This is a genomic window from Catellatospora sp. NPDC049609 (assembly GCF_040675365.1).
In the GTDB taxonomy this organism is placed as follows: Bacteria; Actinomycetota; Actinomycetes; order Mycobacteriales; family Micromonosporaceae; genus Catellatospora.
Map to the genome: position 1 here is coordinate 29,894 of NZ_JBFAOU010000008.1, position 14,430 is coordinate 44,323.

The following is a 14,430-nucleotide window of genomic DNA, read 5'->3' on the forward strand; positions in this document are numbered from 1 at the left end:
CGGCGTGCCCGTGCCACCGCCCCGTGCGGGAGGGGCGGCGGCTCAGCCCGGCGTGCCGACCACGGTGTGCGCCTGGCCCAGGGTGATCGCCCGGACGTGCTCGATGAGCGTGACCAGCACCTCGCGGCCGGACTTGCGGTCGCGCGCGTCGGTCAGCACCACCGGCACGTCGGGGTCGAGCGACAGCGCGTTGCGCACGGCCGGGATCTCGAACTGCTGGTGCCCGTGGAAGCAGTTGACCGCCACCACGAACGGGATGCGCCGCCGTTCGAAGTAGTCGATCGAGGGGAAGCTGTCGGCCAGCCGCCGGGTGTCGGCGAGCACGACCGCGCCCAGCGCGCCGATGGCCAGCTCGTCCCAGAGGAACCAGAACCGGTCCTGCCCCGGCGTGCCGAACAGGTAGAGCACGGCGCTGTCGCCGATGGTGATCCGCCCGAAGTCCATGGTGACCGTCGTGGTCCGCTTGGCCTCCACCCCCGACAGGTCGTCGGAGTGGGCACTGGCCGAAGTCAGCACCTCCTCGGTGTGCAGGGGCAGGATCTCGCTCACCGTGCCCACCATTGTCGTCTTACCCGCGCCGAAACCGCCTGCGACCAGGATCTTTATCGCAGTGGGTACGGACCGGGCACGGTCGTCACGCATGACGGAGGCCAAGGATCACCGCCTGGAGGATGTCGTCGTCCGGGACGTGGCCGGGGGCCACGGCGGGCGCCATGCGGATGACGGCGCCTTCATCGAGCAGGTCGGCGAGCAGCACCCGGACCACGCCGAGGGCAAACCCGGCGCGGGAGGTGAGCTCGGCGACCGATATCGGCTCCCGGGCGTGCTCGAGGATCGCCCGGTGCTCCGGTTGCAGATGCACGGCGTTGCGTCGCTGCCCCGCCGGTGCCGCCACCACGTAGGTGACGAGGTCGAACAGGCCCGCCCCGGGGCGCGCCCGGCCGCCGGTGACGGCGTACGACCGCACCAGCGGCCCGGCCTCGGCATCGAGCCACTCGTGCGCATCGTCGTGGTCAGTGTGCATGGGCCGAGGTCGGCCGGGGCTGGGTGCCCAGGCTGTGGCCGATGCGTTCGACGACCATGGCCATCTCGTACGCGACCATGCCGATGTCGGAGTCGGCGCTGCTCAGCACGGCGAAGCAGCTGCCCTCGCCGGCGTCGGTGACCAGCAGCACGGCGTCCTCCATCTCGATCACGGCCTGGCGCACCGGACCGGCCTTGAAGTGCCGCCCCGCGCTGCGCGACAGGCTCGCGAAGCCCGCCGCGATCGCGGCCATGTGGTCGGCGTCGGCCTGGGTCAGGTCCCGGGACGCGCCGCGCAGCAGCCCGTCGACGGAGAACACGACCGCCCGCCGCGCCGCGGGCACGCGGTCCACGAAGTCGTCGAGCAGCCAGTCCAGGCTCGCGGGATTGTTCATGATGTCGGCTCCTCAGGCGGGTCGGCCGCTGCGGGGGAGTCAGCGGCGGGCGGGGGCGCGGCGGGGACCGTCGCGGCTGTCCGGCCCCGGTGCGCACCGGCCAGCAGCGACGTCAGGAAGTTGCGGGTGCGCTCGGCGGGGCGCGCGGACTGCTCGGCAGCCGTCTCGGCGGCGCGCAGCGACAGGGCGGGCTCGGCGCGCAGCGGCGCGGCCAGGTGCGTCTGCGGGGCACGCACCGGCAGCCCGGCGGGCCCGGCCGGGTCGTCGGACGAGATGACGTCCGCCGCACCGGCGGGGGCGGTGGTGCCGTCGGCCGCTGTGACGGTGACGTCCGCCGCCGTGACGGTGACGTCGGTGGCGCTCGTCCCGTCGGCCGCGGTGGGGCGGCCCCCGGTCGCGGCGGCGAGGCCCCCGGGTGCGGCGGGGAGGGCGGGCAGCGCGGCCACGGGCGGTCCGGCGGGGGTGGCGGCCGGCGTCGGGGCGTACGCGTCGACGACCAGCTCCCGGGGGACCAGCACCACCGCGGTGAGCCCGCCGAACGGCGAGGGGCGCAGCGTGACCCGGATGCCGTGCCGGGCGGCCAGCCGGGCGACGACGAACAGGCCCAGCCGCGCGCTGTGCGCGGGATCGAAGTCCGGCGGATCGGCGAGCCGGGCGTTGGCCTCGTCGACCGCCGCGGCGGGCATGCCCACGCCCCGGTCCTCGATCTCCACGGCGTACCCGTTGGGCAGCAGCTGCCCGCTCACCATCACCATGGTGTCGCGGGGCGAGTACGCCGTGGCGTTCTCCAGCAGCTCGGCGAGCAGGTGGACGACGTCGCTGACGGCGCGGCCGCGCAGCGACAGCTCCTGTCCGGGCACGACGGTGATCCGGGTGAACTCCTCCACCTCGGAGACGGCCGAGCGCAGCACGTCGTGCAGCGGCACGGGGTGGCGCCAGCCGCGCCCCGGCGCCGCACCGGCGAGGATGACCAGGTCCTCCGCGTGGCGGCGCATCCGGGCGCCGAGGTGGTCGACGCGGTAGAGGTCCTCGAGGTCCTGCGGGTCGGTGACCCGGCGCTCCATCGCGTCGAGCAGCGCGAGCTGGCGGTGCAGCAGCAGCTGGCTGCGCCGGCCGATGTTGAGGAAGACCTGGTTGAGCCCGGCCCGCAGGGTGGCCTCCTGCACCGCGGAGGTGACCGCGGTGCGCTGCACGGCGACGAAGGCGTTCTCCAGCTCGTGCAGCTCGTCCTCGACGGGGGTGGGCGGCGGCACCTCGGCGGCCACGTCCACCGTGGCACCGGCCCGCAGCCGGGCGACGACGCCGGGCAGGCTCTGCTCGGCGACGTGCAGCGCCCGCTCGCGCAGGGCGTTGATGCGGACGATGACCGAGCGCGCCACGCGCAGCGAGACCAGCGCCAGCACCACGATGACCACCAGCCCGGCCCCGCCCGCCAGGCCCAGCCGCAGCAGGATCGCGGTGGCGGCGGGCATGGTCGCGTCGATGGTCCGGTCGGCCGCGGCCGACTCCAGCTCGTACAGCCGGCCGTCCACGGTGCCGTAGTCGGCGGCCCACTGGTGGGCGTCCACCGCGGGCACCGGCTTGGTCAGGTCGGCCAGCCGCTCCTCGATCGCCCGCAGGCGCAGGTATGCCGCGCTGTCCAGCACGCCCTGGTAGGTCGCGCGGTCGTCGGGGTGCAGGTAGCGGGTGGCGGTGTCGTGCGCGCGCCGCTGCAGCGCGACGGTCCGGATGACCTCGGCCCGCTCCGCGGCGGTCAGCGGCCCGGCCGCGATGAACGCCGAGATCAGGGCGTTCTCCCGGGCGAACAGCTCGCGCGCCTCGGTCAGCGCCAGCACCGTGCCCGCCTGGCGGTTGAGCTGGTGGTCGTCCAGCCCGGACACCGAGCCGTAGAGGCCGAACGCCTTGTCGATCATCCCGCTGTACAGCCGCAGGATCTGCAGCCGGTCGTACTGCCGGGTGTCCACCACCGCGCGGCCCAGCGGCAGGTCCTCCATCGCCTTGCGGACCGCGTCCAGGTGCTGGCGGGTGAGCGGGCTCGCCTCGTCCCGCCCCTGCTCACCGTCGGCGAGCCGGCGGAACTCCGCCAGTGCCGCGTCGGTGCCGGCCCGCTGGTCGGTCAGCTCCACCTGCGCGCCCGCCCCGCCGCCGACGAAGCGCACGGACAGGGCCCGCTCCGCCTGAAGCTGGGTGACCAGGTCGTATGCCGGCTTGCCGAACAGGTCCACGCCGGACTTGACGTCCATCAGGTTGGCCGCGGCGCCGAGCGTGACGCTCGTGCTGAACAGCCACATGCCGGTGAGCGGCACCAGCGGCACCAGGAGGAGCAGCATCACCCGCGACCTGATCGACCAGCTTCGCCGGGTGAAGAAGCGTCGGGGCATGCTGACCTCGAATGCGCGCCGGGGATGGGGGACCACGCGTGGGGAAACGTGGAAATACTACTGATCTCACGGCGGCGGCACACCTCGTGGTGGGCACTTGTTCAGCAGGTAGGACATGAAAAACGCGATGACCGGCACCGATACCGGTGCCGATCATCGCGATGACGGCCGTCGTTACGCGGGGACGAACCACACCGCCGCGTACGGTCCGACCGCGACGGTGACGTTGCCGCCGGCGGCGGCCCGGACCCGGCCCATGTTGCCCACGCCCGAGCCGCCGTAGCTCTCGCCGTCGGTGTTGAGCACCTCCAGCCAGGCGCCCGGCCGGGGCAGCTTGATGCGGTGCTCCTGCAGCGGGATGCCGGAGAAGTTGGCCACGCAGGCCAGCAGCTTCTTCGACGTCTTGCCGTGGCGGACGAAGGACACGGTGTTGGTGCCGGAGTCGTGCGGGTCGATCCAGCTGAACCCGCCCGGCTCGGTGTCACGCGCCCACAGCGCCGCGCTGTCGCGGTAGACCCGGTTCAGGTCGCGGACCAGGTCCCGCACGTCACCGTGGTAGTCCGCGTGCGCCCAGTCCAGGCCCCACTGCTCGCTCCACTCCGACTCCTGCGCCAGCTCGGCGCCCATGAACAGCAGCTTCTTGCCGGGGAAGGCGTACATGTAGGCGAGCAGCCCGCGCAGCCCGGCCAGCCGCTGCCAGCGGTCGCCGGGCAGCTTGCCCAGCAGCGACTGCTTGCCGTGCACCACCTCGTCGTGGCTGAGCGGCAGCACCCAGTTCTCGTCGAAGGCGTAGCAGCTGGGCCAGGTGAGCTGGTGGTGGTGGTAGCTGCGGTGCGCCGGGTCCTTCTTGACGTACTCCAGCGTGTCGTGCATCCAGCCCATGTTCCACTTCATGCCGAAGCCCAGGCCGCCGAACTCGACCGGCTTGGACACCCCCGGCCACGCCGTCGACTCCTCGGCGATCATGATCACGCCGGGCTGGTCGGCGTACACCGAGGTGTTCAGCTCCTGCAGGAACGACACGGCCTCCAGGTAGGTGTTGCCGCCGTCGACGTTCGGGGTCCACTGGCCCGGCTGGCGGGAGTAGTCGAGGTAGAGCATGGACGCGACGGCGTCCACCCGCAGCCCGTCGACGTGGAACTCCTCGCACCAGTAGCGCGCGTTGGCGACGAGGAAGTTGCGCACCTCGCGGCGGCCGTAGTTGAACACCAGCGTGCCCCAGTCGGGGTGTTCGCCGCGCTGGGGGTCCTCGTGCTCGTAGAGCGGGGTGCCGTCGAAGCGGGCCAGGGCCCACTCGTCCCGGGGGAAGTGGGCGGGCACCCAGTCCAGCAGCACGCCGATGCCGGCCTGGTGCAGCCGGTCGACGAGGTGCCGGAACTCGTCCGGGTCGCCGAAGCGGGCGGTGGGGGCGTAGAACCCGGTGATCTGGTAGCCCCACGAGCCGCCGAACGGGTGCTCCATCACCGGCAGGAACTCCACGTGGGTGAAGCCCAGGTCGGTGACGTAGTCCACCAGCTGGTCGGCCAGCTCCTTGTAGGACAGGCCGGGCCGCCACGAGCCGAGGTGCACCTCGTAGACGGCCATCGGCCGGGCGTGGTGGTCGGCCTTCTTCGCCCGGCCGGCCAGCCACTTGTCGTCGTTCCAGGTGTAGGACGAGGAGAAGAGCACCGAGGCGTTCTCCGGGGGGCACTGCGCGGCGACCGCGAGCGGGTCGGACCGGTACGTCCAGCGGCCGTCGGCGCCGTGCACCCGGTAGCGGTAGCGCTGCCCGGCGACGGCGTGCGGCACCGTCGCCGCCCAGACCCCGCTGCCGCCCTGCGGGTGCATGGCGATGCCGTCGTCCGGCCACCAGCCGGAGAAGTCGCCGATGACCTGCACCTCGCGGGCGTTGGGCGCCCATACCGCGAAGCGCCAGCCCGCGCCGTCGGCGGCCGGGTTGGCGCCGAGCACCTGCCACAGCCGCTCGTGCCTGCCCTCGCCGATGAGATAAAGGTCGAGATCACTTATCAGGTTCATCGGTTCCCCTTCTCGGTGCCTTCGGAACGTGGCTCGTCCCGGCGCGCCGCCGCTTTATCGCGGCGCGCCGGGCGACTCATCACGTTCCGCCTCCTGTTGACCAACGAACGGAGATCGGAACGAGACGGTCACCGGAGCAGGTTTCCGTCGGGTACGACGATCAGCGGGCGCTCGCCGCCGGCCTGCTCGGCCAGGCGGTCGGCCTGGAACGAGGGCTCCTGGGCGATCGCGTGCCGGTAGGACTGCGCCGTGGTGGCCGCGATGGTCTGCCAGCCGTAGCGCTTGGACACCATGGTCAGCGCCCGCTTGGCGATCTGCTTGGCCTTGACCGGCTCGGCCAGCAGCGTGCCCACCGCGCCGGCCAGCGCGTCCGGGTCGCTGTGCGGGAAGGTCATGCCCGTCACGCCCGGCTCGACGATCTCGGCGAGACCGCCGGTGGCCGCGACGGCCAGCGGCGCGCCCGCCGCGGCGGCCTCCAGCGCCACCATGCCGAACGGCTCGTAGAGCGAGGGCACCACGGTCGCGTCGGTCGCGGCGAGCACGGCGGGCAGCTCCCGCTCGGACAGGAACCCGATGAAGCTGATCGTCTTCTCCAGCTTCAGCTGGTGCGCGGCGTCGACCAGCTGCTCGCGGTAGGGCCCGTCGCCCGCGATGACCACCCGCAGGCCGGGGTGCTCGTCGACGAGCTGCGGCACCGCGTCGACGAGGTGCTGCACGCCCTTCTCGTAGACCAGCCGCCCGGCGAAGCCGACCAGCGGGCCGTCCCCGGCGAACCGGGACCGGGCCTCGCGGACCTTCTGCGCGGGCGCCTTCCAGACGCGGCCGTCGACGCCGTTGGGAATGACGTCGACCTTGCCGATGGGCAGGTTGAGCAGCCGGGTGACCTCCCAGCGCATGTACTCCGAGCAGACCAGCACCCGGCAGGCGCGGTGGCCCAGCCACCACTCGACGGAGTGGATGCTCTTGTTCAGGTCCTCCGGCAGCCAGCCCTGGTGGCGGCCCGCCTCGGTGGCGTGGATGGTGGCGACCAGCGGCTTGCCGAGGTGCTCGGCCAGGGTGACCGCGGTGTGCGTGACCAGCCAGTCGTGGCCGTGGATCACGTCGTAGTCGTCGGCCTCGGCGGCCCGCAGCGCGGCCCGGGTGAGGGTGTGGTTGAACGCCATGGTCCAGGCCAGCAGCGTCGGGGTGGCCAGGGGGAACAGCGGCGGGTCCTCGGGTGCGCGGACGATGCGCACCCCCTGCACGCCGGGCACCGGCGGGGGAGCGTACTCCTCCAGCGGCGCGCCCGGCGCGTGCCGGGTGACCACGGTGACGTGGTGCCCCGCCATCACGAGCGAGTTGGCCAGCGCGTGTACGTGCCGGCCCAGCCCGCCGACCACAACCGGCGGGTACTCCCAGGAAAGCATCATGATCCGCAGCGGCTTCGATGCCGTCGGCGGACCCGATGGAACGGGAAGGTTCATGGTCATGCGGCCCCCTCGCAGTGACAACCCGGGCACACGGAACCAGGCACCGGACACTCGGTGCCTGTACGCCATTGGGGTTGTACAAAGTCTGACTGATACCGATTTCGGACTGGGGACCTTGTGTTTCGTGTCTGTTACGCTCTGCTACTGGTCGGTAGACGTGAGGTGAGCACGCAACGTCTCGGCCACGCTCCACGCCTGGAACGGGCAGCCCGTCGCCCGGTGCGGCGCGGCCCCGTCGGCGGTCTCGCTGACCGAGCCCAGGCCGTGGTCACCGAGGTGCGCCACCAGCCCGGTCAGCAGGTCGCGGGTCGGCAGCCCGGCCCGGCGCAGCGCGTCGCTCATCGGCCCGATCAGCCACGGCCACACCGTGCCCTGGTGGTACGCGCGATCCCGCTCGCGCAGGTCACCGCCGTGATGCGGCCGGTACGCCGGGTCGGCGGGGTCGAGGCTGCGCGGGCCGAGCGGGGTGAGCAGCGCGTCGGCGATCCGGCGCAGCACCACCGGGTCCGGCTCCATCGGCGCGTACGGCAGCGCGTAGGCCAGCAGCTGGTTCGGCCGCAGCGCGGCGTCGTCGGGATCGAGCACGTCATGCAGGTGCCCGGCGGGTGCGGGGAAGCGCCGCCGGAACGCGGCCTCGGTCACCGCGTGCCGCCGCCGCACGTCGTCGGCGTGCCGCCCGGCCCGCTCGCGCAGCGCGGCCAGCGCCGCCAGGCCGTTGCACCACAGCGCGTTGACGTCGACCGCCTTGCCCGCCCGCTGCGTCACCGGCATTCCGTCGACCCGCGCGTCCATCCAGGTCAGCGCCTCGCCGTCGGCGCCCTGCACGAGCAGCCCGTCGCTCTCGTCCACCTTGATGCCGTAGCGGGTGCCGCGCAGGTGCGCCGCCAGGATCCCGTCCAGCGCGGGCAGCAGCTCGGCGGCGAGGTCGTCGTCGTCGGCCGCGCGCACGTGCCGGTCGACCGCGTGCAGGAACCACAGCGTCGCGTCGGCGGTGTTGTAGCCGACCGTGCCCCCGTCGGCGGTGTTGGCCAGCATGCCCTCCGACAGCGTCGCCGCGTACGCCCGCAGCAGCTCGCGCCCCTGCTCGGCGCGGCCGGTGGCCAGGAACAGGCCCTCGTACGACGTCATCGTGTCGCGTGACCACGCGCCGAACCACGGGTAGCCCGCGACCACGTCCGGCCCGGCCGCGGTGGTGACCACGAAGGCGTCGGCGGCCAGCGTCAGCGTGGTGGTGACCGTGTCCGCCGCGCCCGCCGCCAGCGACCAGCGGCGCGCCCGCTCCGCCTCGACGATGTCCGTCGCGGGCGGCGGCTCCACGCCCAGGTCACCGGCCCACGCCGTCACCTCCAGCGCGTCACCCGGCTCGGCCAGCAGCGCGGTGAACCGGCCCGCCAGCAGCAGGTCCTCGTGCGGCACGTAACCGCGCGCGGCCTCCATCCGGTGGTGCACGCCGAGCAGCCAGGTCCCGTCCGGCGACCAGCGCGCCCCGTCCGGCGCGGGCACGCCGCCGCGGGTGAACGCCCCGCGCAGCCGGTAGGCGTCGGCGACGACCGCGCCCGCGGCCGCCTCGTGCACCGGCAGGTGGCCCGCGTGGCGCTCGCCGTGCTGGTCGCGCCAGGTGCACAGGGCTTCCAGTGACAGCTCGACCGGGCCGCCGCAGACCAGGCGGGTGATCACGGCGACGCAGGACGAGCCGTGCCGCACCGCCAGCTCGCGCTCCAGCACCGTCGCGCCGATCCGCCACCGCCACCGCGGCAGGCCGTCCACCAGCGCGAACTCCTCCAGCAGCAGGTGTCCCTGCGGAGCGATGGTGCCGTCGGCCCACTCGTGCACGGCCAGCCGGACGGGTGCGCCGCCGCCGACGCGTACCACCGGATCCAATGCGGCCAGGCCGACGTGGCGGGAGGCGGGAGTGTCACCCGCGACCACCAGCAGCGCGTGGTACCTGCGCGTGCGCAGGCCACTGGCCGTGCCCATCGCGTAGCCGCCGCGCCCGTCGGCGACCACCCACTCCCGTGCCGCGCCCAGCGCGAGGTCACCACATGTCTGCGTCCCGAATCGCATGCAACGACTCTGGCAGAAAACCGGGGCAATCGGGATACCGATCACGCGACTCCGCCAAAGTTACGCAGAGGTGTAACAGAGCCGGGGGACAATCATCGCGTGGGCGAGCGCAGCGAGCGAACCAGGTGGTCGGCAGGTCACGCCGGTGGGCGGGGCAGCGAGGAGAGGGAGTGAGCGACGCTGAGCGCAGGCGGCTGGCGGACGCCGACGCCGGGGCGGAGCCCTGGCGGCTGTGGGGGCCGTACCTGTCCGAGCGGGCCTGGGGCACGGTGCGCGAGGACTACAGCGAGCACGGCACCGCATGGGAGTACTTCCCGCACGACCACGCCCGCTCCCGCGCCTACCGCTGGAACGAGGACGGCCTGGCCGGCATCTGCGACGACCGGCAGACCTTCTGCTTCGGGCTCGGCCTGTGGAACGGGACCGACCCGATCCTCAAGGAGCGCATCTTCGGCCTGACCGGCAACGAGGGCAACCACGGCGAGGACGCCAAGGAGTACTGGTGGTACACCGACTCCACGCCGACGCACTCGTGGATGTCGTGGCGCTACCACTACCCGCAGCGCGAGTACCCGTACTCCGAGCTGGTCGCCGTCAACCGGCAGCTGGACCGCTCCGAGCCGGAGTACGAGCTGGCCGACACCGGCGTGTTCGCCGACGACCGGTACTGGGTGGTCACCGTCGACTACGCCAAGGCGGGCCCGACCGACCTGTGCATGGTCGTCTCGGTGACCAACCGCGCGGCGGAGCCCGCCACCCTGCACGTGCTGCCGACGCTCTGGTTCCGCAACACCTGGTCGTGGGGCCTGCCCGGCCGCGACGACAAGCCCGAGATCGTCGGCGAGCGCGTCGACGGCGGCGGGCGGCTGCACGGGCGGCACCGCATCCTGGGCCGGCTGACCCTGCAGGGCGACGGCGCCCCCGAGCCGCTGGCCTGCGACAACGAGACCAACGCGCGCCGGCTGTGGGGGTACGAGGAGACGCCCGACTACCCGAAGGACGGCATCGCCGACCACGTGGTGCACGGGCTGCCCACGGTCAACCCCGAGTGCACCGGCACCAAGGCCGCGCTGCACTACGTGCTGACCGTGCCCCCGGGGGAGACCGGCCAGATCCGGCTGCGGCTGACCCAGCTTGCCGCGCCCGGCGGCCGGGAGCGGCCGACGCCCTCGCTCGGCGCCGAGTTCGACGACGTCATGGACGCGCGCAAGGCCGAGGCCGACGAGTACTTCGCCGCGCTGGTGCCGCCCGGCACACCCGAGGCGCAGGCGCACGTGGTGCGCGCCGCGGTGGCCGGGCTGATGTGGGGCAAGCAGTTCTACCACTACGACGTCGCGCGCTGGCTCGACGGCGACCCGGCCTCGCCGCCACCTCCGGAGGGCCGCCGGTTCGGGCGCAACAGCGCCTGGCGGCACATGACCAGCTTCGACGTCATCTCCATGCCCGACCCCTGGGAGTACCCCTGGTACGCCGCCTGGGACCTGGCCTTCCACTGCGTCGCGCTGGCCCGCGTCGACCCGCACTTCGCCAAGGAGCAGATCCTGCTCCTGCTGCGCGACTGGTACCTGCACCCCAACGGCCAGATCCCCGCCTACGAGTGGGCGTTCGGCGACGTCAACCCGCCCGTGCACGCCTGGGCGGCGCTGCGCGTGTTCGAGATCGACGGCGGGCGCGACTACGCGTTCCTCGCCCGCGTCATGCACAAGCTGCTGCTCAACTTCACCTGGTGGGTCAACCGCAAGGACACCGGCGGCAACAACCTGTTCGAGGGCGGCTTCCTCGGCCTGGACAACGTCGGCCCGTTCGACCGGTCGGCGTCGCTGCCGGTGCCGGGCGTGCTGGAGCAGTCCGACGGCACCGCCTGGATGGCGATGTACGCCCTCAACCTGCTGGAGATCTCGCTGGTCCTGGCCACCCACGACCGGGTGTGGACGGACATCGCGACCAAGTTCCTGGAGCACTTCGCGTACATCGCCAACGCCGCCTCGCACCAGGGGCTGTGGGACGACGAGGACGGGTTCTTCTACGACCTGCTGCGCCGCACCGACGGGCGGGAGGTGCCGCTGAAGGTGCGCTCGGTCGTCGGGCTGCTGCCGCTGTGCGCGACCACCACGCTCAGCTCGGTGACGCTGGTGCGGCTGCCGGAGATCGCGGCGCGGCTGCGCTGGTTCCTCACCAACCGGCCCGAGTTCACCGAGGTCGTCGGCGCGCGCCGGATCTCCGACGGGGGGCAGCAGCAGCGGCTGCTCGCGGTGGTCGGGCCGGAGCAGCTGCGCAGGATACTGAGCCGGATGCTCGACACGGAGGAGTTCCTGTCGCCGTACGGGCTGCGCACGCTGTCGCGGCACCACCTGGACAAGCCGTACACGATCCGGCTGGGCGGGCACGACTACACGGTGGGGTACGAGCCCGCGGAGTCGGCCAACGGGCTGTTCGGCGGCAACTCCAACTGGCGCGGGCCGATCTGGTTCCCGACGAACTACCTGCTCATCGAGGGGATCCGGCACTACGCGCGGTTCTTCCACGACGACCTGCAGGTGGAGTATCCGACGCGGTCCGGGCAGAAGCTGACGCTGGACCAGATCGCCGACGACCTGTCCGACCGGCTCATCGCGCTGTTCATCCCCGACCGGCACGGCAAGCGGCCGTACCTGCCGGAGCACTCGCTGCTGTCCGACCACCCGGACTGGAAGGACCACCTGACGTTCCCGGAGTTCTTCCACGGCGACACCGGGGCGGGGATGGGCGCGACGCACCAGTGCGGGTGGACCGCCCTCGTCCTCGACCTCATCCTCACCCGCCACCGCCCCCGCGGCCTCCGCTGACCGCGGGCGCACGCTTTGCATGATCGCTGTTTCGGGTCAGGAAGTGCAGTCAGACTGCACTTTCTGACCGGAAACAGCGATCTTCCGCCGCGGCGCAGCGGAGTGCGGGCGGCTCGAAGTGTCGGTGGGGGGCGGCATGATCGTGGCAGCGCACGATCACCACGGGGGGAGCAGCATGGACGACGGCCGGGCCGACTTCGACTTCATCTTCGGCCGGTGGCGGGTCCGCAACCGCAAGCTGCGCGACGTCACCGACCCTGCCTGCACCGAGTGGATCGAGTTCGACGCGACCGCGCAGGCGGAGCCGATCCTCGGCGGGCTCGGCCACGTCGACCGCATCTGGACCGACGCCCCGCCCGGCGAGGAGCCGTTCGAGGGGTTCACGCTGCGCCAGTTCGATCCGCAAGCGCGGGTGTGGCGCATCTGGTGGGCGTCCAGCCGCAAGCCGGGCCACCTCGACCCGCCGGTGGAGGGCGCCTGGCGCGACGGGCGCGGCGTGTTCGAGTGCGAGGACGTGCTCGCCGGCCGTCCCGTGCGGGTGCGTTTCGAGTGGACCCGCGACGCCGGCCACCCCCGCTGGACCCAGTCCTTCTCCTACGACCAGGGCACCACCTGGCACCTCAACTGGACCATGGACCTCACCCGCGCCGCCTGAACCGGCCTGCGGGTTCAGGGAAAGTGCAGGCACCGAGCGCCCGTCAACGGCACTCCCCCCGGAACCGCAGCTCATCGAGGAAACCCGCGGCTGCGGGACCGCGCGGGCCGGCCGGAGTTAGGAAGGGCACCTTCTTCTACGCAAAGCGTTAAGAAGGTGCCCTTCCTTTCAGCCGAAGCGGCGGGGCTGGCCGGTGGTTTCGAGGACGGACATCCACAGGTCGCCGGTGGGGTCCACCTGGTTGCGCTTGCTGATGGCCAGGGCGATGGGGACGTGGACGAAGCGGCCGCGCCAGCGGCCGACGACCATCGCGGTGCGGCCCGCCATCGCCGCGTGCACGGCGGCGTGCGCGAGCCGGATGCAGTAGACGCTGTCGTACGGGTTGGCGGGCACGCTGCGGATGGCGTAGCTGGGGTCGATGTACTTGAGGCTGGACTCCATGCCGTGGGCGGCGAAGTCGTCGGCGATGCGCTTGCGCAGGTAGAGGCCGATGTCCTTGAGCTTGCGGTTGCCGGACTTGTCGACCTGGCCGGGCTCGTCGGACTCCAGGTACTCCTGGCCCGCGCCCTCGGCGGCGACGACCACGGCATGGCCGCGTTCGGTGACCCGGCGGCGCAGGTGGGCCAGGAAGCCGTTGTCGCCGTCGAGCTCGAACGGCACCTCGGGGATCAGCACGTAGTCGGCGTCGTTGTTGGCCAGCGTGGCGTAGCAGGCGATGAAGCCCGAGTGGCGGCCCATGACCTGCACCAGGCCGACCCCGTTGGGCACCGCGCGGGCCTCCACGTGCGCGCTGCGCAGCGACTCGGTGGCCTTGGAGAACGCCGTCTGGAAGCCGAAGCTCTGGTCGATGTACGGGATGTCGTTGTCGATGGTCTTCGGCACGCCGATCACGGCGATCTTCAGGCCGCGCTCCTTGACCACGTCGGCGATGGTCAGCGCGCCGCGCATGGAGCCGTCGCCGCCGATGACGAAGAGCACGTTGATGCTCATCTGCTCCAGGCAGTCGACGATCTCGTACGGGTCCTGGCTGCCCCGCGAGCTGCCGAGGATGGTGCCGCCGTACTCGTTGATGCCGCTGACGGCCTCGGCGTCGAGATCGATCGGCGGGTGGCCGTACTTGGCGATGAAGCCCTGGTAGCCGTTGCGGAAGCCGTAGATCTTGGTGACGCCGTAGTGCGAGGTCAGCTCCAGCACCAGGCCCCGGATGACGTCGTTGAGACCGGGGCAGAGACCGCCGCAGGTGACGATGCCGACGCGGGTCTTCGAGGGCTGAAAGAAGATCTTGCGGCGCGGGCCGCCGGGCTCGAAGCCGGGCAGCGCGTCCAGCTTGGTCTTGCGCGCGGCGACCATGCTGCGCGTGTCGTCGAACAGCACCCGGTCGTCCTCGTCGACGTAGTGCTCGGTGCTGTCGGTGTCCGGCAGCAGGGGTGCCAGCGGAGACTCGTTGCGGCACTCGCCGAGGGTGCGCACGGTCAGGTCAACGGCCTGCGGAACCATCGCCGTCCTCCATGGATCAGGGGACCGCAGCCTATCGCGGCGACATTTCCCCTGGCCACGCTCACAACCCCGAGATCCCGCCCATTGGGCACCCCCCGAAGATCG

10 protein-coding genes are annotated in these 14,430 nt (G+C 72.3%); 2 read left to right on the top strand and 8 right to left on the bottom strand.

Annotated features, from left to right (window positions below; all coding sequences use genetic code 11):
* Positions 1-42: 42 nt before the first annotated feature.
* The 7 genes from AB0J67_RS03815 to AB0J67_RS03845 all read right to left on the bottom strand — a co-directional run bounded on the left by AB0J67_RS03815 (position 43) and on the right by AB0J67_RS03845 (position 9,348).
* Positions 43-642 carry an ATP/GTP-binding protein gene (locus tag AB0J67_RS03815; protein ID WP_363475922.1) on the bottom strand — a complete coding sequence of 200 codons (600 nt, stop codon included), beginning with the start codon at positions 640-642 and terminating at the stop codon, positions 43-45.
* Complete coding sequence (locus AB0J67_RS03820) at positions 635-1,024, bottom strand: DUF742 domain-containing protein (protein ID WP_363475924.1); 390 nt, start codon at positions 1,022-1,024, stop codon at positions 635-637. The genes AB0J67_RS03815 and AB0J67_RS03820 overlap by 8 nt, the downstream gene beginning before the upstream one ends.
* Entirely contained in the window at positions 1,014-1,418 is a 405-nt protein-coding gene (locus AB0J67_RS03825; RefSeq protein WP_363475926.1) for a roadblock/LC7 domain-containing protein, read from the bottom strand. The genes AB0J67_RS03820 and AB0J67_RS03825 overlap by 11 nt, the downstream gene beginning before the upstream one ends.
* The gene (locus AB0J67_RS03830) at positions 1,415-3,748 is read right to left on the bottom strand and encodes a nitrate- and nitrite sensing domain-containing protein (RefSeq protein ID WP_363475928.1); all 2,334 of its coding nucleotides are present in this window, start codon (positions 3,746-3,748) and stop codon (positions 1,415-1,417) included. Before AB0J67_RS03830 ends, AB0J67_RS03825 begins: the two co-directional genes overlap by 4 nt.
* Before the next feature lie 225 nt (positions 3,749-3,973).
* The gene (gene glgB, locus AB0J67_RS03835; RefSeq protein WP_363475930.1) at positions 3,974-5,815 is read right to left on the bottom strand and encodes a 1,4-alpha-glucan branching protein GlgB; all 1,842 of its coding nucleotides are present in this window, start codon (positions 5,813-5,815) and stop codon (positions 3,974-3,976) included.
* Between the two features lie 128 nt (positions 5,816-5,943).
* Positions 5,944-7,278 (bottom strand): glycosyltransferase family 4 protein, encoded by a 1,335-nt coding sequence (locus AB0J67_RS03840; protein WP_363476056.1) that lies wholly within the window; start codon positions 7,276-7,278, stop codon positions 5,944-5,946.
* 147 nt (positions 7,279-7,425) lie between these two features.
* Entirely contained in the window at positions 7,426-9,348 is a 1,923-nt protein-coding gene (locus AB0J67_RS03845; RefSeq protein WP_363475932.1) for an amylo-alpha-1,6-glucosidase, read from the bottom strand.
* A gap of 170 nt (positions 9,349-9,518) precedes the next feature.
* Here AB0J67_RS03845 and AB0J67_RS03850 point away from each other — a divergent pair, with 170 nt between their 5' ends.
* A complete protein-coding gene (locus tag AB0J67_RS03850; RefSeq protein WP_363475934.1) occupies positions 9,519-12,173 on the top strand; it encodes a glucosidase in 2,655 nt (884 codons plus the stop codon).
* A 175-nt stretch (positions 12,174-12,348) separates the two neighbouring features.
* Positions 12,349-12,828, top strand: a complete 480-nt coding sequence (locus AB0J67_RS03855; protein ID WP_363475936.1) for a hypothetical protein — start codon at positions 12,349-12,351, stop codon at positions 12,826-12,828.
* Positions 12,829-12,996: 168 nt separating this feature from the next.
* Here AB0J67_RS03855 and AB0J67_RS03860 read toward each other — a convergent pair whose 3' ends face one another.
* Positions 12,997-14,325, bottom strand: coding sequence for an ATP-dependent 6-phosphofructokinase (locus AB0J67_RS03860; RefSeq protein WP_363475938.1), 1,329 nt, complete (start codon positions 14,323-14,325; stop codon positions 12,997-12,999).
* Between the last annotated feature and the right edge of the window lie 105 nt (positions 14,326-14,430).

Bases quoted from the DNA above. Each gene is read 5' to 3' on its own strand.
- AB0J67_RS03815 (WP_363475922.1), bottom strand. From the start codon at position 642: ATGCGTGACGACCGTGCCCGGTCCGTACCCACTGCGATAAAGATCCTG.
- AB0J67_RS03820 (WP_363475924.1), bottom strand. From the start codon at position 1,024: ATGCACACTGACCACGACGATGCGCACGAGTGGCTCGATGCCGAGGCC.
- AB0J67_RS03825 (WP_363475926.1), bottom strand. From the start codon at position 1,418: ATGAACAATCCCGCGAGCCTGGACTGGCTGCTCGACGACTTCGTGGAC.
- AB0J67_RS03830 (WP_363475928.1), bottom strand. From the start codon at position 3,748: ATGCTGCTCCTCCTGGTGCCGCTGGTGCCGCTCACCGGCATGTGGCTG.
- glgB (WP_363475930.1), bottom strand. From the start codon at position 5,815: ATGAACCTGATAAGTGATCTCGACCTTTATCTCATCGGCGAGGGCAGG.
- AB0J67_RS03840 (WP_363476056.1), bottom strand. From the start codon at position 7,278: ATGAACCTTCCCGTTCCATCGGGTCCGCCGACGGCATCGAAGCCGCTG.
- AB0J67_RS03845 (WP_363475932.1), bottom strand. From the start codon at position 9,348: ATGCGATTCGGGACGCAGACATGTGGTGACCTCGCGCTGGGCGCGGCA.
- AB0J67_RS03855 (WP_363475936.1), top strand. From the start codon at position 12,349: ATGGACGACGGCCGGGCCGACTTCGACTTCATCTTCGGCCGGTGGCGG.
- AB0J67_RS03860 (WP_363475938.1), bottom strand. From the start codon at position 14,325: ATGGTTCCGCAGGCCGTTGACCTGACCGTGCGCACCCTCGGCGAGTGC.